The organism is Thiothrix caldifontis, assembly GCF_900107695.1.
Classification (GTDB): Bacteria; Pseudomonadota; Gammaproteobacteria; order Thiotrichales; family Thiotrichaceae; genus Thiothrix; species Thiothrix caldifontis.
This window is the reverse complement of record NZ_FNQP01000011.1, coordinates 95,117-113,770: the sequence shown is the minus strand read 5'-3', so window position 1 is coordinate 113,770 and position 18,654 is coordinate 95,117. Positions and strand designations below refer to the sequence as shown.

At 47.1% G+C, this 18,654-nt stretch carries 19 protein-coding genes; 5 read left to right on the top strand and 14 right to left on the bottom strand.

What is annotated here, in order from left to right; translation table 11 throughout:
- Positions 1-28: 28 nt before the first annotated feature.
- From BLV87_RS10850 to ffh, 12 genes are all read right to left on the bottom strand, one after another.
- Entirely contained in the window at positions 29-640 is a 612-nt protein-coding gene (locus tag BLV87_RS10850; RefSeq protein WP_093068622.1) for a UbiX family flavin prenyltransferase, read from the bottom strand.
- A gap of 12 nt (positions 641-652) precedes the next feature.
- Positions 653-2,002, bottom strand: a complete 1,350-nt coding sequence (gene mpl, locus BLV87_RS10845; protein ID WP_093068620.1) for a UDP-N-acetylmuramate:L-alanyl-gamma-D-glutamyl-meso-diaminopimelate ligase — start codon at positions 2,000-2,002, stop codon at positions 653-655.
- A 15-nt stretch (positions 2,003-2,017) separates the two neighbouring features.
- Complete coding sequence (locus tag BLV87_RS10840) at positions 2,018-3,832, bottom strand: putative bifunctional diguanylate cyclase/phosphodiesterase (RefSeq protein ID WP_245706994.1); 1,815 nt, start codon at positions 3,830-3,832, stop codon at positions 2,018-2,020.
- Between the two features lie 197 nt (positions 3,833-4,029).
- Complete coding sequence (rplS, locus tag BLV87_RS10835; protein ID WP_093068617.1) at positions 4,030-4,374, bottom strand: 50S ribosomal protein L19; 345 nt, start codon at positions 4,372-4,374, stop codon at positions 4,030-4,032.
- Between the two features lie 22 nt (positions 4,375-4,396).
- Positions 4,397-5,134: a tRNA (guanosine(37)-N1)-methyltransferase TrmD gene (gene trmD, locus BLV87_RS10830; RefSeq protein WP_093068691.1), complete on the bottom strand. Its 738-nt coding sequence runs from the start codon at positions 5,132-5,134 to the stop codon at positions 4,397-4,399.
- A 5-nt stretch (positions 5,135-5,139) separates the two neighbouring features.
- Positions 5,140-5,646: a ribosome maturation factor RimM gene (gene rimM / locus BLV87_RS10825; RefSeq protein WP_093068615.1), complete on the bottom strand. Its 507-nt coding sequence runs from the start codon at positions 5,644-5,646 to the stop codon at positions 5,140-5,142.
- Positions 5,647-5,652: 6 nt separating this feature from the next.
- Positions 5,653-5,907, bottom strand: coding sequence for a 30S ribosomal protein S16 (gene rpsP, locus BLV87_RS10820; protein WP_093068613.1), 255 nt, complete (start codon positions 5,905-5,907; stop codon positions 5,653-5,655).
- 171 nt (positions 5,908-6,078) lie between these two features.
- A complete protein-coding gene (locus tag BLV87_RS10815; protein WP_217629980.1) occupies positions 6,079-6,780 on the bottom strand; it encodes a DUF1287 domain-containing protein in 702 nt (233 codons plus the stop codon).
- 124 nt (positions 6,781-6,904) lie between these two features.
- Positions 6,905-8,140: a hypothetical protein gene (locus BLV87_RS10810; protein WP_093068612.1), complete on the bottom strand. Its 1,236-nt coding sequence runs from the start codon at positions 8,138-8,140 to the stop codon at positions 6,905-6,907.
- A 228-nt stretch (positions 8,141-8,368) separates the two neighbouring features.
- Complete coding sequence (locus tag BLV87_RS10800) at positions 8,369-8,725, bottom strand: hypothetical protein (protein WP_093068609.1); 357 nt, start codon at positions 8,723-8,725, stop codon at positions 8,369-8,371.
- Positions 8,726-9,058: 333 nt separating this feature from the next.
- Complete coding sequence (locus BLV87_RS19365) at positions 9,059-9,406, bottom strand: hypothetical protein (protein ID WP_093068607.1); 348 nt, start codon at positions 9,404-9,406, stop codon at positions 9,059-9,061.
- Between the two features lie 109 nt (positions 9,407-9,515).
- Positions 9,516-10,901 (bottom strand): signal recognition particle protein, encoded by a 1,386-nt coding sequence (ffh, locus tag BLV87_RS10790; protein WP_093068605.1) that lies wholly within the window; start codon positions 10,899-10,901, stop codon positions 9,516-9,518.
- A gap of 132 nt (positions 10,902-11,033) precedes the next feature.
- On the opposite strand from ffh, the gene BLV87_RS10785 reads away from it, so the two are divergent.
- The 5 genes from BLV87_RS10785 (at position 11,034) to BLV87_RS10765 (ending at position 16,491) form a co-directional block, all read left to right on the top strand.
- A complete protein-coding gene (locus BLV87_RS10785; protein ID WP_093068604.1) occupies positions 11,034-11,837 on the top strand; it encodes a cytochrome C assembly family protein in 804 nt (267 codons plus the stop codon).
- 2 nt (positions 11,838-11,839) lie between these two features.
- Positions 11,840-13,129, top strand: coding sequence for an HlyC/CorC family transporter (locus BLV87_RS10780; RefSeq protein WP_093068602.1), 1,290 nt, complete (start codon positions 11,840-11,842; stop codon positions 13,127-13,129).
- Positions 13,122-14,486: a DNA repair protein RadA gene (gene radA / locus BLV87_RS10775; protein ID WP_093068601.1), complete on the top strand. Its 1,365-nt coding sequence runs from the start codon at positions 13,122-13,124 to the stop codon at positions 14,484-14,486. The genes BLV87_RS10780 and radA overlap by 8 nt, the downstream gene beginning before the upstream one ends.
- Positions 14,487-14,687: 201 nt before the next feature.
- On the top strand, positions 14,688-16,280 hold the full coding sequence (locus BLV87_RS10770; RefSeq protein ID WP_093068599.1) for a DEAD/DEAH box helicase: 1,593 nt from the start codon (positions 14,688-14,690) through the stop codon (positions 16,278-16,280).
- A gap of 7 nt (positions 16,281-16,287) precedes the next feature.
- Positions 16,288-16,491, top strand: a complete 204-nt coding sequence (locus BLV87_RS10765; protein WP_093068598.1) for a YdcH family protein — start codon at positions 16,288-16,290, stop codon at positions 16,489-16,491.
- 10 nt (positions 16,492-16,501) lie between these two features.
- Here the strand turns inward: BLV87_RS10765 and BLV87_RS10760 are convergent, their stop codons facing one another.
- A complete protein-coding gene (locus BLV87_RS10760; protein ID WP_093068596.1) occupies positions 16,502-17,461 on the bottom strand; it encodes a Nudix family hydrolase in 960 nt (319 codons plus the stop codon).
- Positions 17,442-18,650: a bifunctional glutamate N-acetyltransferase/amino-acid acetyltransferase ArgJ gene (argJ, locus tag BLV87_RS10755; protein WP_093068594.1), complete on the bottom strand. Its 1,209-nt coding sequence runs from the start codon at positions 18,648-18,650 to the stop codon at positions 17,442-17,444. The genes BLV87_RS10760 and argJ overlap by 20 nt, the downstream gene beginning before the upstream one ends.
- Positions 18,651-18,654 lie beyond the last annotated feature (4 nt).

Sequence of the window (18,654 nt, the reverse complement as noted above, 5' to 3'; positions counted from 1 at the left end):
GCTCCTGTGTATAAAAGTAAAAAGTGGACTATTCCAACGGCGTTTCACCCCAGCGGGGCAATAACTGATGAGGAATGCCTAAGTGATCCAGTACCCGCGCCACCATGAAATCAACCAGTTCCTGCACGGATGTCGGGCGTTGGTAAAAGCCCGGATTGGCGGGCATGATAATAACCCCCATCCGCGCCAGTTTCAGCATGTTTTCCAGATGAATCTCAGAAAACGGGGTTTCGCGCACCACTAAAATCAGTTTTTTGCGTTCTTTCAAACACACATCAGCGGCGCGTTCGATCAAATTACGGCTACTTCCGCAAGCAATCGCAGAAAGTGTACCAGTGGTACAGGGGCAAACTACCGTCGCATCCGCCACACCGCTGCCGCTGGCAATCGGTGCAGCCCATTGTTCACGCTCGAATACTTGTAGTTGCCCCGGCGGTGCGCCATACAAATTCGTGAAATAGGTTTGAATGTCGCCTGCACGCCCTGGTAAACGGTGTTCTGTTTCCATATTGACCACCACTTGTGCAGGGCGAGACAAGAGCAGAAATACCCGATAACCGTGTTGCAACAGAAATTCCAACAAACGCAAACCGTATTGCGCACCGGATGCGCCGGTCATAATCAAAGTAATGGTTTTCAAGTACCGACCATCTCAATTCGCCAATCGTGCTAACAGCTTGTCATGAATCCCACCGAAACCGCCATTACTCATAACCAGAACATGGTCTCCCGCTTGCGCACTATCCGCCACAGTAGCTGCCAGCGCATCAATACCCTGAAATAACTGCGCTTTTGCACCGATGTCTGCCACGACATCCGCCAGATCCCACCCTAAACCTTGAGGCTGGTAGAGAAACACAGCATCAGCAGCTTGCAAGGATTTAGCCAATTGCACTTTGTGTATCCCCAATCTCATGGTATTAGAGCGGGGCTCCAGCAACGCAATAATGCGTGCCTTACCCACTTTTGCCCGCAAACCTGCCAGTGTGGTGGTAATCGCCGTCGGGTGATGCGCAAAGTCATCGTATACGGTGACATCACGCACCGTACCCCGCACTTGCATCCGCCGTTTCACCCCTTGGAACTCCGCCAAGCCCGCAATCGCATGTTCTGCCGGAACACCGGCATGACGCGCCGCTGCAATCGCCGCTAACGCATTGTTAACATTGTGTTCGCCCAATAACGTCCAATGCACCATACCCTGTTCCACACCGTGGTAGAGGACACGAAACTCACTGCCATCCGCTTGTAAATACTCCGCTTGCCAATCACCATCGGCAAAGGTTTCTACCGGTGTCCAGCACCCCATTGCCAAGGTATTTTTCAGGTTAGCATCTTGCCCATTTACCACCGCCAAACCACTACCCGGCACAGTACGCATCAAATGGTGAAACTGGGTTTTAATCGCCTGTACATCGGGAAAAATGTCGGCGTGATCGTATTCCAGATTATTCAGAACCACAGTACGCGGATGGTAGTGCACAAACTTAGAACGCTTATCAAAAAAAGCGGTATCGTATTCGTCGGCTTCCACCACAAAAAACGGTGAATCGCCCAAACGCGCAGATACGCCAAAATTTTGCGGCACACCACCAATCAGAAACCCCGGATTCAAACCAGCATATTCCAAAATCCACGCCAACATACTCGCGGTCGTGGTTTTGCCGTGAGTGCCTGCCACCGCCAACACCCAACGTTCCCGCAGAATTTGTTCACCTAACCACTGAGGACCAGACGTGTACGGCAGGTTGTGATCCAACATATGCTCAACAATATCCAAACCACGGCGCATAACATTGCCCACTACCAGCGTATCCGCATCAGCAGGTAAATCGTGTGGCTGGAAACCTTGGATAATCGCCACACCCTGCTCCGCCAACATCGTGCTCATCGGCGGGTAGATGTTAGTATCGGAACCGGTGACTTCATGCCCCTGTTCCCGTGCCAACAGGGCAATACCGCCCATGAACGTGCCACAGATACCCAAAATATGAATTTTCATGCGTGTGTATAAACCTTAACTCATGTGATTGCGCACAGCTTCTTCGATCGGAATCGGTTTAGAAATGCCATAACCTTGCCCGTAGTCTACACCAATCTCTCGTAGAATCTGTATGACCCGATCGTTTTCGACATACTCCGCAATCACTTTCAACCCCATCAAATGCCCGACTTGATTGACCGAATGCACCATCGCGTGTGCCACGTCATCGTTAATAATATCCTTGATAAAACTGCCATCAATTTTCAGATAATCTACCGGCAACGACTTCAGATAACCAAAGGAACTGACCCCTGTACCAAAATCATCGAGAGAGAAACTGCACCCCAAGCCCTTCAGGGTTTGAATAAAATGTTGTGCTAACTCAAGATTATGAATAGCGACCCGCTCAGTAATCTCAAAACACAACATAGCGGGGCTAATCCCAGCTTCTTGAATTTCATCCAGTACAAATCTCAGGAAATCCTGCTCATCTAAACTCTGCCCTGATAAATTCACCGCAAAAATGGGGCGAGGCACTTGCTGAGTAATTTCACGTAACGTTTGTAACAGTTTACGCACCACCCAACGATCCAAACGCGGCATCATCGAATAATATTCGGCAGCAGGAATAAACTCATCCGGTGACACCGGTTGGTTGCTTTCATCATACAAGCGTATCAACACTTCATAGTGACAAAATGGTTTCTTGAATTCTCCCGGATTCAGGGGGTGGATAGGCTGTGCAACCAAGCGAAAATTACTGGCATCAATGGCTTTTTTCAACCGACCAAGCCAGACCATATTACCTCGATGCTTGGTTACTTCCTGATCATTTGGCTTGTAAATATGGATGCGATTACCACCTTTAGCCTTGGCAACCCTACACGCTGCATCCGCTTCCGCCAAGATACGATTCGGCGTTTTCAGACCTTTATAAAGTGGCACAAATGCAATACTCGCCGTCACTTTTTGGCGCATCTTGTTCCAATCAAAGGCATATTGTTCAAGTTTTATGCGAATTTGCTCAGCCGCTCGAATGGCAACCGATGGCTCAATTTCTTGAAACAAAATCCCAAATTCATCACCGCCTAAACGCGCCAAAATATCTCGGCGAGCGTCAATCTCCTCTTTCAACATCCGTGAAATGCGCTCAATCAACACATCCCCGGCATTATGCCCCATCGCATCGTTCACCAGTTTGAATTGATCCATCGAAATCAAACAAAACGAATGTTTAACACCGTGTTGACGCACCTGATCAATCGCTACTTTTAAACGTAATTCAAAGCTTTTACGATTCAACAGCAACGTTTGCTGATCATGCATTTCAACGTGATCCAAACGCAGTTGCATCGCATGTAATTCGGTCTGATCACGTACTAATAGCAAATAACAAGGCTTATCAGTATCCTCAAATAATACGGGCTGCACCGTATAAGTCACTTGCACATCGTTCAACCCTGCTGTATTCAGCAATGCATAACGCAATAAGGGACGGTCATTGCGCTTAGCGATATCCAACCAACTGACAGGGTTACGTGTTAAAGGGTCAATTAAAGTAAATAACTCACCGTAGTGCTTGCCTCGTGCACTACGAAGTTTGTAATTCAGGATTTTTTCAGCCGCAGGATTGACAAAATCAACCAAGCCATTGCTATCAACCAAAACCGCCGATTCCTGAACATCAGACAGGGAGGACACCAACATATTTTGCTGTGCCAAACGCAATTGTCGGTCAAACTGACGGCGAGCAGATAACCACCACCATACCAAAACCGCTACCACACCAATGGCAAGTAACGCTCCTAAAAGGGCAATGTTAGACGAAAAATCAACGAAATTGGCCACAAAAGCCCCCACCTACTATAGCGTATTTATTTTATAAACTATTATCCAATGTCGATAGTAGGTGCAGACAGTAACGATGTACAGTATTCAGCGACGAAACGACCTGTTGACAAATCAAACGATAAATACGATAGACGCAACAAAGCCGACAGTACTGATGGAGTCTGTCGGCTCTGCAAACGAGATGCAAAAGCAACTCAGAGTTTTTCTTTGATACGAGCTGACTTACCAGTAAGGCCACGCAGATAGTACAATTTAGCACGGCGAACATCACCGCTACGCTTCACTACGATGCTGGCAATGCTGCTGCTGTATGTTTGAAAAACACGTTCAACACCTTCACCATAAGACATTTTGCGAACAGTGAACGCGGAGTTCAGACCACGATTTTTCTTCGCAATCACCACACCTTCATAAGCCTGTTGGCGTTCTTTATCGCCTTCTTTGACGCGCACATTAACAATAACGGTATCACCGGGGTTAAAATCCGGGATTACCTTGGTCATTTGCTCTTGTTCAAGTTGTTGAATAATCGTGTTCATGATAATCCTCTAATGCAGTTCTTTACTGCTTTTCAAACTCATTTATATACTCGTTCAGCAACACACGCTCACTGTCGGTTAACTGTCGTGCTTCTAACAATTCCGGCCTGCGTCGCCATGTTTTTCCCAGCGCTTGCTTCTTGCGCCAACGGGCAATCAAGGCGTGATTGCCACTTTTAAGTACTGCGGGTAACGCCATCCCTTCCAGTTCTTCTGGTCGGGTATAGTGAGGGCAGTCCAACAATCCATCAAAAAAGGAGTCCTGAGCGGCTGACTCATTATGCCCCAAGCTACCTGGCAATAAGCGAGTCACTGCATCAATCAAGACCATTGCACCCAACTCGCCACCACTGAGAACATAGTCACCAATTGAGCATTCCATATCCACTTCTAAGGTAATGACCCGCTCATCTATCCCTTCATAGCGACCACAGAGCAAAATTAATCCCGGCTCCACTGCTAACTCATTGACTAATCTTTGGTTAAGTGTAACGCCTTGCGGACTTAAATAAATCACTTTACCCGAATTGCTTTGACGGGCATCACGGATTGCTCGCAACAGACAATCACCCTTCATCACCATACCCGGCCCACCGCCGTAAGGACGATCATCTACCGTGCGGTGTACATCCGTTGCATAATTACGCGGATTCCATTGCTTCAGGGAAATAATTCCCCGCGATGCTGCTCGACCAGTAACGCCGCTATTAATAACCGCTTCAACCAGCTCAGGAAACAAGGTGATAACGTCAAACCGCATGGGCATTAAAAATCAGGATCCCAGTCTACCACAATACGCTTTTCATTCAGTGAAACCGACTTAATAAATGTATCCAGCACCCAAGGAAGTAAACGTTCCCGCTCACCTTGTACCACTAAAACATCATTAGCACCCGTTTCAAACAAATGATCAACCGTACCTAATAACACACCATCAATAGTTACAACTTCCATGCCAATTAAATCAGCCCAGTAGTATTCACCGGTATCTAACGGATGTAAGCAGCTACGCGGCACACCAATCTCACAACCTATTAACTTTTCAGCTTGGGTACGATCAACAACACCATCAAGTTGGGCAACAATACCTTTACCCTGAATTTGCCCATTGAGCAATTTGCAAGGCTGCCACTCACCAGCCACTTTCAAGAACCAAGGTTTATAGCCTAGAATCCCATCCAAGTGGTGTGTGTGTGAAAATACTTTGACCCAACCTTTAATGCCAAACGCAGCAGAAATCTTACCAAGTGTCACAATGTCCGGTTGGGACATAATGATTTACGCCGCCACCGTTTCTGTAGCTTCTTTCAGAAGCTTGGCAACACGCTCAGTAGGCTGTGCGCCACATGCTACCCAGTAAGCTACACGATCTTGTTCAATGTGCAGACGAATCTCTTGACCACGAGCAACAGGGTTGAAGTAGCCGATACGTTCAATGTAACCACTGTCACGCGGCTTACGCTTGTCGCTCACAACAATATGGTAAAATGGATGCTTTTTCGCACCACCTCTAGCCAGACGAATATTGACCATTTGAAGACCTTACAAAATTCAGTTAATACGAAGCAACCGGTGCTGCCCGAAGTAAACGCGCAATTCTACGTTAATTTCAGAAAAAGTGAAGTATTGATTAACTACTTACCCACAAAAAAGCCCCCAAGCAATAGGGGGCTTCAGTGTAAGGTACTATTCTATCAATGACATCTACTGAGTAGAAACGTATTTTAACCCTGTATTACCGGGAAAATAACGGTAATGCCCCGTGATTGGCATAGTAAACAGTACATCTTCAATTTTTTCGCCTTCAGCAATATTGTGCACAACTAAATGGCGTCGTGGGTCAGTAGGTGACTTGCGGTTGACCACAATTCCAATATGCTCTTGATCACCGCCCAAACTCCACGTAACCAAATCACCAGGACGATAGTCTGCCGGACTGCCGGTCACTGGCACATTTGCCCCGTGGCGCTGGAAAAAAGCCTTCAGATTATGAACCCGACGATGATCAATATTAGGATCAGGCCGACTCAAACCCCACTTTGGCAAATTAGGATAAGCGTAAAAATTACGAGCCATATCCTCATGCACTAAACGCTGAAGATCAACACCTAACTTGCGATAAGAGCGAATAACCGTATCGGTACATACCCCCACATTAGCAGGGACATCGCCATTCGGGTAACTAATCGGAATATAACGTCCATCATAAACAACACGATGCCGCAAGCGATCCAGCGCAGCATACGACAAGCGCTCTGGTGTTGCCACATTGCTCCGAGCCGAGGCAGAACGCTTCACATCAGGGGATGCTTGCTGTACTGAGCACCCAGCCAGCATCAGTACACCTGTCAAAATGACAGGCACTCCCCATTTTGACAAGCTCGGCATATCAAAAACACTACTCATTTACCCCACTCCTGATCCTGATATCCCCAATAAACAGACCCACCGAAACAATCAATAATTCTAATAATTTTTATAACAATACCAAATAGAACGCCAGTTTAGCCCGATAAAAGAACACCTAACCTTAATAAGTAGGGCAATCTGCACGGTAAGGCTCTTTTACTACTCCCCAACGGAAAGGCAAAGGTGCATGTGGATCAGAAACCAAGCTTCCAGCTTCCACATTTTGACGCAACTCACGCAGTGTCATGTAATACTCTTCTCCCAATGTCATCTGTACCATGCAAAAATCATTGAGGCTTTTTAATTCTTGCGGTGGCGGCTGATCATTAGCGAAAACCGCTTTTGCCCAGCGTGCAGGTTGAGAACGCGGGTCAAAACGACCAACACGATCTAAATGATGGCGGATGGAACTAAAGAATAAGACTAGACGCTTATCACGCCCCGGTGTTGAATGATCATCATACTCACGGGCATTCATACAACGCCTCCCCTCACCCCGAATTTTTTGCAAGTACCACAATGCATCATAGACATAAACTGCACGATCATTCGCATACATACATAACGCTAATAGTAAACGCTGCGTTTTTTCATCAGACGTTTCCGGGCGTTTTGCCAGTTTGCCTGCGATAACATCGGTATATTTTACGTAATCATAAGCAACTTCGGCAGCCAGATGGAACTGCTCTTCACTATAGCCCGGCTGTTGCATAGCTGATTTCATAATATTTTGTGGTTGCTTAAAGCGACGATAGCCATCGCCGAACTGCTTATCTTCCGGCACATAAAACGGAAAAGATGGGGTACGCAGTAAATAACGTGCTTGTTTAGGTGTGGTAGAAGCCATAACTTCAGCGATACCTGCGTCAGTCACATCCACAATTTGATAAGAATGCACACCGGGTGCCACGTAAATATCGCCGGGCTTAATATCATGTAAAGCAATTGGGTAAGTATCATTACGCAATGACACGGTACTGGTCATGTCAGCGACATAATCCATAAACCGGCGGACACGTTGATCAGGCGACAAATTATCCCACGTAGACAGATCGTTACTAATCGTGCGTCCAGCCTTGTCACGGTTGCCCACGACAAAAGGTAAACGGTGCTCGAACGCGAAGATGAGACGCATAGCGTACACCGCATCAGCACAATCATTTTCAAATTTATAATAAATTGGTTTCGCAGGATCCATGAAAATATCATCTTTCCACGCTGTGCGTACCCACTGGTGATAACGCTCCTCCCAAACATCATCCCACACATTTTCACTAGGCCATACTGCTGCGACAGCAAACGAAGGTACAAATGAAACCACTGCTAGCAACCATGCCAGAATCAACGCTTTTTTCATGAAGTTTACAACTTGATATGGTTCATAAGAAGAACACTAAATAAACAGACGCCCGACAGGCTATCCCCATGCATAGTTAGGATAGGAAATGTGCCCATAAGTTCCCGAAGGATACTAGAGTAGTTCGACTTATCAAGAATTTCAATAAAAAACTGCCTGATCACACTGTAATCAGGCAGTTTCACATCATACCAATTACTGATGTCCTGCATCAGCTACAATCATGGATTACTTCTGGTATTGCTGCATGACAGCTTTGGAAGATTGATCCATGGAAACTGCGCCTTTATAGTTACCTTTAGCCTTTACTTTAGGAACCACAGGACGCTGGCCTTGACCAGCAACACAACCATAAACGTGCTTGTGGCCAGGGGTAGCACCGGGATGGCTGTGGCACTTGTTAGCGCAAGAAGGCGCTTCGTCATGGCAGTGTTCACCAGCGGCTGGCGTAGTAGTTGCGGCTGGCGTTTCAGTTGTAGCAGGGGCTGCTTGCTGTGCAGTCTGTTGGCTCATTTGTTGGCAACCAGTTGCAAACATAGCAGCAGCAAACATAGCTGCAAGTGTCAGTTGAGATTTGATTTTCATCGTCTTGGTCTCTTTAGATTGTTTAAGGAAAGCACATACTGTGCAGTAAAACTCAAGGGGTTTCTTTACCACACACATGGATGAATTTAGCATGAATTACCACAAAAAACTGTCAGAACTATTAGATTCCCACAAGTGTTAATTCATTAGGGCTAATTTTTAAGCCCTCTTGGTAGGTTGCATCAAACATCAGAAAGGTTCAAACAAAAAATATTTTATTAAAGAATAAGATATTATGTTATTTGCCAATAAAAAAAAGCCTCTTGAAAATACAAGAGGCTTTTCCGATGCTAGCCTAACAAAAGGAATAGCGCTTTTATGCTAAATGCCAGATTACTTCTGATATTGCTGCATTGCACCTTGAGAAGCAGGATCCATAACAACTGGACCTTTATAGTTGCCTTTAGCTTTAACTTTAGGAACTACTGGAGCTGGAGCTTGACGCACAGGAGCAACAGGTGCAGCAGGAGCAACAACAGCAGGTGCTTCAGGAGCTGCCTGCTGAGAAGTTTGTTGACCCATTTGTTGGCAACCTGTTGTCAGCAAACCAGCGAACAACAGACCAGCGATAGCCACTTGAGATTTGATTTTCATAATATAAAACTCTCTAAACAGTTGATTCGGAAAGGGAAACCTTGCAACACCAGAGTTGATGCTAACATAGGTCTTAATCCAGGCCATGAATTTTCTGGATGCTGCGCATCATACAACCAGACAATTCACTAGGCAAACCCATCTTAGCGTAAATTTTCCTAATGGTCGTCAGAAATATCAAAAAAACCTAATATAGCTACCCTGGAAAGCCTCCCATAGGAGGAAATCCCCCCCCTCCCATCGGTAACTTTCCTTTCATACCCCCCATCAGCTTGCGCAAACCACCTTTTGAAAACTGCTTCATCATTTTACTCATCTGCAAGTGCTGCTTAAGCAAACGGTTAACATCTTGCACCTGTAACCCACAACCAGCTGCGATTCTACGTTTGCGCGAAGCCTTGATGATATCAGGGTTGCGCCGCTCCTCCAACGTCATCGAATTAATGATCGCGATCATACGACGCACTTCTTTATCATTAGCCTGATCTTTAACGTTAGCGGGTAAATTCCCCATGCCCGGCAATTTATCCATCAAGCCAGCCATACCACCCATTTTTTGCATTTGTAACATTTGGTCACGCAAATCTTCAAAATCGAAAGATTTACCTTTGTTAAGCTTTTTGGCCAATTGTGCCGCTTTCTTATGGTCAACCTGACGCTGGGCTTCTTCGATCAAACTTAGCACATCGCCCATACCCAAAATACGCGAGGCCATACGTTCTGGATGGAAAGGCTCCAAAGCATCCAGCTTTTCGCCCATCCCGATGAACTTAATCGGTTTGCCCGTGATGTACCGCACCGATAAGGCCGCACCACCCCGTGCATCCCCATCCGCCTTCGTTAACACCACCCCCGTCAACGGCAAGGCATCACCAAATGCTTTGGCAGTATTAGCGGCATCCTGCCCCGTCATACTATCCACGACGAACAGAGTTTCAACCGGGTTCACAGCCGCATGAATCGCTTGGATTTCTGCCATCATATCCGCATCAACGTGCAAGCGCCCTGCGGTGTCAATGATCAGCACATCCATATACTTAAGCTTCGCTTGTGCTATTGCGGCTTTAGCAATCTCAACTGGCTTTTGCGCTACCTCACTGGGAAAGAAAACCCCGCCCGTTTGCCCTGCGATGGTTTCAAGCTGTTTAATCGCAGCAGGACGGTAAACATCGCAACTCGCCACCATCACGGACTTATTCTGACGCTCTTTCAAGAAACGCGTTAATTTACCAACTGTCGTGGTTTTACCAGCACCCTGTAGACCTGCCATCAAAATGACTGCGGGGGGCTGAGCGTTCAAAGACAAGCTTTCATTCGCCTTGCCCATGAGATCAACTAACTCGTCGTTGACCACTTTAATCAAGGCTTGACCGGGGCTAAGACTTTCCAATACCTCTTGCCCAATCGCCCGTTCACGCACCCGATTGGTGAATTCACGCACCACCGGCAGCGCCACATCCGCTTCCAACAGTGCCATTCGCACATCACGCAGGGCATCTTTAATATTTTCATCGGTCAAACGAGCTTGACCGCGTAGTTTTTTTACCGTCTGCGAAAGACGTTCACTTAAATTCTCGAACATGATTTTGACTTCTTGCTAGTCCCATTCAGGCACAAGTTGCTATCATAGCATTAAAGCAACAGTGAATGCGTTCCCGAAACAAGAACGTATTCCTGAAAATTGATGACTTAACATACGAAATCTATTTGAGTAATGACAATAATACTTAACCTGTTCGCGACTCTAGCATGGGTGACGACTTGGCTACTGATAGGGGTACGCTTGAGGGATCGCTTGCAAACCCGCTCACCTAAACATCGCGGTGTATTGGTTGTGCTGTGGGTCATTGCGTTACTATTGCATGGCGGAAGCATATTACATCACATTGGGCAAGCAGATGGGGTATCGATTAGCTTTGCCTCTGCTAGTTCTATCGTCATGTGGTTGTGTAATTTACTACTGTTTTTCACCATGCTAAAACGTCCATTGGAAACATTAGGAATTTTAGTGGTGCCATTTACCTTAAGCGCGATGTTGCTGCCATTATTGAATCCCACTCAAACAGCAGTGATTAACTTGAACAATGGTTTAGGGGTGCACATTTTTACTTCCTTATTGGCTTATAGCATCTTGACTTTAGCTGCTTTACAGGCGCTACTGCTTGCTCTGCAAAATCGCCACCTGCACAATCACCAACCGGGTGGCTTGGTGCGTACTCTGCCTCCCTTGCTGGATATGGAAGCACTATTGTTCAAACTGATAGTGCTGGGCGTCATTTTGCTGTCATTTGGTTTATTGAGCGGTGCTTTGTATGTCGATAACCTGTTTGCACAACACTTGGCTCACAAAACCATTTTGTCTATGGTGGCTTGGATAATCTTCACCACGCTACTCATTGGACATTGGCAATACGGCTGGCGGGGGCGTATCGCTATTCGCTGGACACTCAGTGGCTTTTTCATTTTAATGCTGGCTTTTTTTGGTAGCAAATTCGTGCTGGAGTTCCTAGTAAAATAACCATGAATATTAATGAGATACCATTAGGCATTCTGTTCTTCGCTCTATTTATTCTGTTTCTACTGTCTGCCTTCTTCTCTGGCTCTGAAACAGCATTAATGTCCCTTAATCGTTACAAACTCAAGCATCAAGCTGAAAAAGGGCATACTGGAGCAGTTTTAGCTCAAAAGCTGTTGAATCGCCCTGACCGCTTAATTAGCTTGATTTTGCTCGGTAATAACTTCGTCAATATTCTGATTACCCAATTGGCGACCTTGCTAGGCTTGCGTTTATTTGGTGATGCCGGGCTGGCCATTGCAACCGGCATTTTGACCTTCCTCCTGCTGATTTTCGGTGAAATCACCCCGAAAACTCTTGCTGCGATGCACCCAGAGCCAATTGCATTTATTGCATCACGTATTTACTCAGCCATGATGAAAATCATGTGGCCTTTCATTTTTCTACTGAATCTCATTACTAACAGCTTATTAAAACTATTCGGGGCAACCAGCGATGAAACCAGTCGTGTCGCGCTCAGCCATGAGGAGTTACGCACAGTAGTCAGTTCAGCCGGAACTCACATCCCCCAAACACACCTTGATATGCTGTTGCGGGTCATGGATATGGAAAGTACCACGGTGGAGGACATCATGATTCCCCGCAGCCAACTGGTCGGATTGGATCTGGACGACGATTGGAATGAACTAGAAGAGCAGATTATCAACAGCAATTTCACGCGCTTGTTGGTTTACCGTGAAAGCCTTGATAATGTCATCGGCTTCGTACACTTGCGCAAACTCTTGCCGCTATTCCGTGACGGGCATTTGGATAGGGAACGCTTCGAAGCCAGTATTCGCCCCGCCTACTACATCCCTGAAAGCACAGCGCTGACGCAGCAATTACTGAACTTCAAAACAGAAAACCGTCGCATTGCACTAGTGGTCGACGAATATGGTGAAATTCGTGGCTTAGTCGCCCTAGAGGACATTCTGGAAGAAATTGTCGGTGAATTCTCAACCGTACCAAGTAGTCAATCCCGTGAAATTCGACGCATGGAAGATGGCTGTTACTGGGTGGATGGCAGCATCCCTATCCGCGACATTAACCGCGAGTTAGGTAGCAACTTCACCTCAGAAGAAGCCAACACCATTAACGGCCTCATTTTGGAATACCTTGAATCTATTCCCGTACCGGGGATGACTATGCTAATCGACGATTACCCCTTGGAAATTCGCAAAACTCGGAACAATGCAGTCAAAACCTTGATCATTCACCCTAAAATTCAACGTAAAACAGCAGACAGCGATGAGTAAGGCCAAACTTCAATACCATTGTACGGCTTGCGGCGGCCTACACAACAAATGGAGCGGACAATGCAGCGACTGTGGCGCGTGGAACACGTTAGAAGAAATGCTAAGTTTTCCTGCTAGTAAAAACACACAAAACAACCGTGCAGGCGGATATGCAGGGGAACAAGCAGTCATTCGCTCCTTAAACGAAGTCAGTTTAAGTGAAGCACCACGCATTCTTACACATCAACCCGAACTGGATCGCGTACTGGGTGGCGGTTTAATGACAGGCTCAGTTGTCCTGATCGGTGGTGATCCCGGCATTGGTAAGTCCACGATCCTGCTGCAAACGCTTGCAACCTTGCCTGAACTAAAAAGTCTATACGTCACTGGCGAAGAATCCTTGCAACAAGTGGGGCTGCGCGCCCGCCGTTTAGGTCTACCCAGCGACCACCTGCGTTTACTGACAGAAACCTGTGTAGAAAACATCCTAAGCCTCGTATCGCAAGAAAAACCACATCTGATGGTTATCGACTCCATTCAAACTGTGTTCACCGATAGTTTGCAAGCAGCTCCCGGTTCAGTCAGCCAAATTCGTGAATCTGCCGCCAAACTGGTGCGTTTTGCCAAACAAACGAATACCGCTATGTTTCTCGTCGGTCACGTCACAAAGGAGGGCACACTCGCAGGGCCGCGGGTTCTCGAACACATGGTTGACACCGTACTCTATTTTGAAGGCGACCCAGGCGGACGCTACCGCATTATTCGCGCCGTCAAAAACCGTTTTGGCGCAGTCAACGAACTTGGCGTATTTGCCATGACAGAACAAGGCTTGAAAGGCGTCAGCAACCCTTCCGCCATTTTTCTTTCACGCCACGAAGAACCCGTATCCGGCAGTGTCATCATGGTGACTCGCGAAGGTACACGTCCACTGATGGTGGAAGTGCAGGCACTGGTTGACCAAAGTCACGGTGCTGTGCCCCGCCGTGTCACCTTGGGCTTAGAACAAAACCGCCTTGCCATGCTACTTGCCGTGCTACATCGCCACGCCGGAATTTCAATGTTTGACCAAGACGTATTCATAAATGTTGTCGGTGGTGTTAAGATTTCAGAAACCGCTGCTGATTTATCATTGTTGTTGGCGGCTCTCTCAAGTTTTCGCAACCGTCCTCTGCCTGCTGATCTGGTAGTTTTTGGAGAAGTTGGGCTGGCTGGCGAGATTCGCCCAGTTCCAAACGGTGAGGAGCGTTTGCGTGAGGCTGCTAAACACGGTTTTAAACAGGCCATCGTAGCGAAAGGAAATAAGCCACGTCACCCTATTGAGGGGATGAAAGTGGTCGCTATTGCCAGATTGGAGAAAGCGATAGACATTGTGATGTAAATTCGCAACAATAACGTGCATAATTTGTTGACTCCCAACAACAGATATAATAATTTATTATTCGGTTCGGGCCATGCAAACGTTACAAATAAAGGTACGGGCAGTCGCTGAAAGCATTATATTGCTAATATTTCTCTCCAGTTTGATAATATTTACTTATTTATTACTCTCACCCACATCCACAGACGGGGAGTATCTATCTTGTCTTTTTCAGAATTAGGCTTACATCCAGAATTTGCAGCAAAAATCGAAGCTGCCGGTTACGAGAATCCGACTGAACTACAAAAACAGTTGATTCCCCTTGTGGCACAAAACAAAAGTGTCATTGTTTGGACGCAATCGGCCTCCGGTAAAACCGGAGCATTCCTGATCCCAGCCATCAACTACGTGTTGACCAACCCGATTGAAGATCAACGGCATACCCGTGTTTTGATCCTTACCTCGCGACGGGATAGGGTCAATCAGATTAACTACACCATCAAACGCTTGATGGGGGATGAGCAACAGATTCGCTCAGGCTTCATTGTTAGTGGACGTCCGTATCAGCCGCAAATGCGCTTGTTACGCCGACCACTTGACTTAATGATTGCCACCCCCGGTCGTCTGAATGATCTGGTTGATAACAACAAAGCAGACTTTTCCAAATTAGAGATGTTAGTGATTGACGACCTTAGCGCCATTTATCACAAAGGTTTGCATGGCCTCGTTAATAAGATTCTCTCGGAACGTACCACCGCCTGCCCCGTTATTGCCTTTGTACGCCCAGAAAATGATATTGCTGGCTATGCTCGTGCTGTACTGGCTGGAGCCGAAGAACTTGAAGTGGATGATGACCGTAACCCATTGCTACAAATTCCACAAGTTGTCCATTTAGCGGATGATTACACGCACAAAATTGCGCTGATGGATCATTTATTGGATGAGTTTTCAGGTGAACCCACCTGTATTTTTACAATGACCACAAAAGTAGCGAAAGCCTTAGCAGAAAGCCTTGCAAATCACGGACATACTGCCGAGGTCGCCTCCGATTTACCCGCAGAAGAACGCAATGGCGTCTCAGCACCCATTCTGATTTACGCTGACCAAGATGGCCTCCACCCACACTTCCAAGGGGGGGAACACATCATCAACTTTGAGTTACCTCACAAAGTCGAAGATTATGAGGCTCGGCTACAAGGTCTCAGCCCAGAACGGGAAGAAGCGGTTATTGCTGTGGTATTACCTCGCGAACGCGAGAATCTGAAGTTAATTGAAACATTCCTCGGCGACTCTATCGAACAATGCACCCTGCCTGGTCTTGCCCCGCTGGAACATACATCAGGCTTTACCCCCTCAGTGCGAGTCCCCAGAAGTAATCGCAGCAACAGTAATGGGCAACGCCAACATAATAGCACTAATGGTAACCAAGGCGAACGCGGACGCCAACAACAAGGCCGTTCTGGATCAAACCAAAACCGCTCCTCACATCAAGCTCAAGGTAGCGGACGTAACCCAAACCAGCAACAAAGTAGTCGCCGAGACAACCGCCCTACACCAGCTCAAGAACCAGCCTCAGCCAACGCTGCTGATCGCCAGCAACGCAAAGGTCCTTATGGTCGCTTAAACGGTGGTGCACAACGTAAACGCGAAGGTGGCTACACCGGGGGTACCCCTGCACCCCGCCGTGATCAAGGGGGTTCTTATGAAATTGGTAGTTGGGAAAAACCCGATTACGCACAACAGAGCGACAAACCCAAAACTGACAAACAAGTCGTTATCCGTTACAAGGAAAAACGCCGTATTTTGACTAAGTAGAACCATTATGCTGCAAGACACGGAAGCACTTCACCGGAAACTCGCGGAACTCACCCAAGAACACCGGGAACTGGATGAGGTTATTGCAACATTATTGCAAGAACCTCACAGTGACCAAATCAGGATTTCACGTTTAAAAAAACGCAAGCTACTGTTAAAAGATATGATTTCACGCATCAATAGTCAGTTAATTCCAGACCTCAATGCTTGAAACACTTAGACTACACATCCCACAAACGACGGATGGCAGCAATACCCTGTCCTCCGTAATGCCGTGCTGTTGACACATGATGAGCATCCATACCACCAAGAGCGTATACAGGAATATTCACCTGATCCACCATAGCAGCGAATACCTCCCAACCTAAATGCTCTTCTCCCGGATGCGATAACGTTGGTAAGACGGGCGAGAGGAAAGCAAAGTCCGCACCAAGCATGGCTACCTGTTGCAACTCCGCTACGCTATGGCAAGAAGCTGATAACCATTGCCCCGGCAATAAGGTATCCCTGATACTCGCTGCGCTCTCAGTAAAGAGCTGACGGCTCGTCAGATGTAAACCATCTGCCTGCACCAGCATCTCAGGGGGGGAGTTCAGCATAATCGTTGCACCAAACGAATGCCCCAAACGAATCACTTCATGAGCTAAGGCCACGTAGCCTGCTGCATCCAATGTTTTCGCACGAAAAACAATCAGACGCACACCAGCCTGTAAACGTTGCACTAACTGTTGCAAAAACTTAGTGGAATCTTGTGGCTCTGGCGTAATCAGACAATGAGCAGGCAAACGTGCCGCGTTAACAATCGGTGCATTAGCGGGAGGAAATTCAAGTGCTGACAATTGATCAACGTGAAACCATGCGACAGGCTGCCCTTCTCGCCCATGCGCCTCGCCACTAAAAGCCGTTACCTCCCACACATCCAGTAATACTGCACGTTCAGGATAAACATAACGAACCTTGATCAAGGGCGCTGCATCCTCCACGCTAATGCCGAGTTCTTCGTGCACTTCACGGCTTAGTGCTTGCTGTGGCGTTTCACCGGATTCGACTTTGCCACCGGGAAACTCCCACTTACCGCCCTGATGTTTATTGGCAGGGCGTTGTGCTAATAAGATATTGCCCGTTGCATCACGGATAACCGCTGCGACAACATGCAAATAGTCAACTGCGGTATTCGGCATTGATTTTGACGTAATCGTAAGAAAAATCACATGTCCACGTCGTCGCAGTGGCTTCGCCACGCCCTAAATGGATACGAATATCGATTTCATCGCGCTTGGTTTCTGCTGCGCCCAATTCTTCACGGTAGGTAGCGGCTGGCTCACCGTTTTCGATCAACAGGGTTTTACCTAACCAAATGCTAATACGGCTTACATCCAACGCATCAACATAACTACGTCCTACTGCGGCAAGAATACGCCCCCAGTTCGGGTCACTGGCAAACAATGCGGTTTTCACCAATGGGGATAATGCCACGGTATTGCCAACGACACGGGCTTCGGCACGCGTTGCAGCACCTTGCACATCAATGCTGATGAACTTGGTTGCACCTTCACCATCACGCACAATCGCTTGGGCTAAATACAGACAAACCTCCAATAGGGCTTGACGGAATGCAGGCAAACCATCACCCCCTACATAAATACCTGAACTGCCAGTTGCCATGACAATCAAAGAATCATTAGTTGAAGTATCGCCATCAACAGTGATGCAGTTGAAAGTTTCTTCCACTACATCATTCAACAGATTTTGTAGAATGTCTTTTTCAACCAAGGCATCGGTAGCAACATACGCCAACATGGTTGCCATATTGGGGTGAATCATCCCCGCACCTTTCGCAATCCCCGTGATTGTCACGGTTTCACCAAAGATTTCCACTTGGCGGCTTAGCGCTTTCGCTACCGTATCCGTAGTCATAATAGTACGCGAGGCTTCCATCCAACCGCCTGCATCCAATTTAGCAAAGGCTTCTGGCAAAGCAGTGGTTATTTTATCCACTGGCAATTGCTGACCAATCACACCAGTTGAGAAAGGCAGAACTTGCTCCGCCCAACATGCACCCTGCTGTGCCACTTGCTCACAACTTTCACGGGCAGCCTGCATACCCAGCTCACCCGTACCTGCATTCGCATTGCCCGCATTAATCAACAAATAGCGTGGATTAGAATGCTGTAAGTTATGGCGGCAAACATGCACAGGTGCTGCACAAAACGCATTACGTGTGAACACTGCCGCTGTATGGCTACCTGGTTCCAACTCAATCAATAACACATCGTTACGATTTTTGTAGCGAATACCGGCATTAACCGATGCTAAACGCACACCAGCAATGGGCAATAAAGTATCAGGTGCATGTAAGTTGACTGCCATGTTA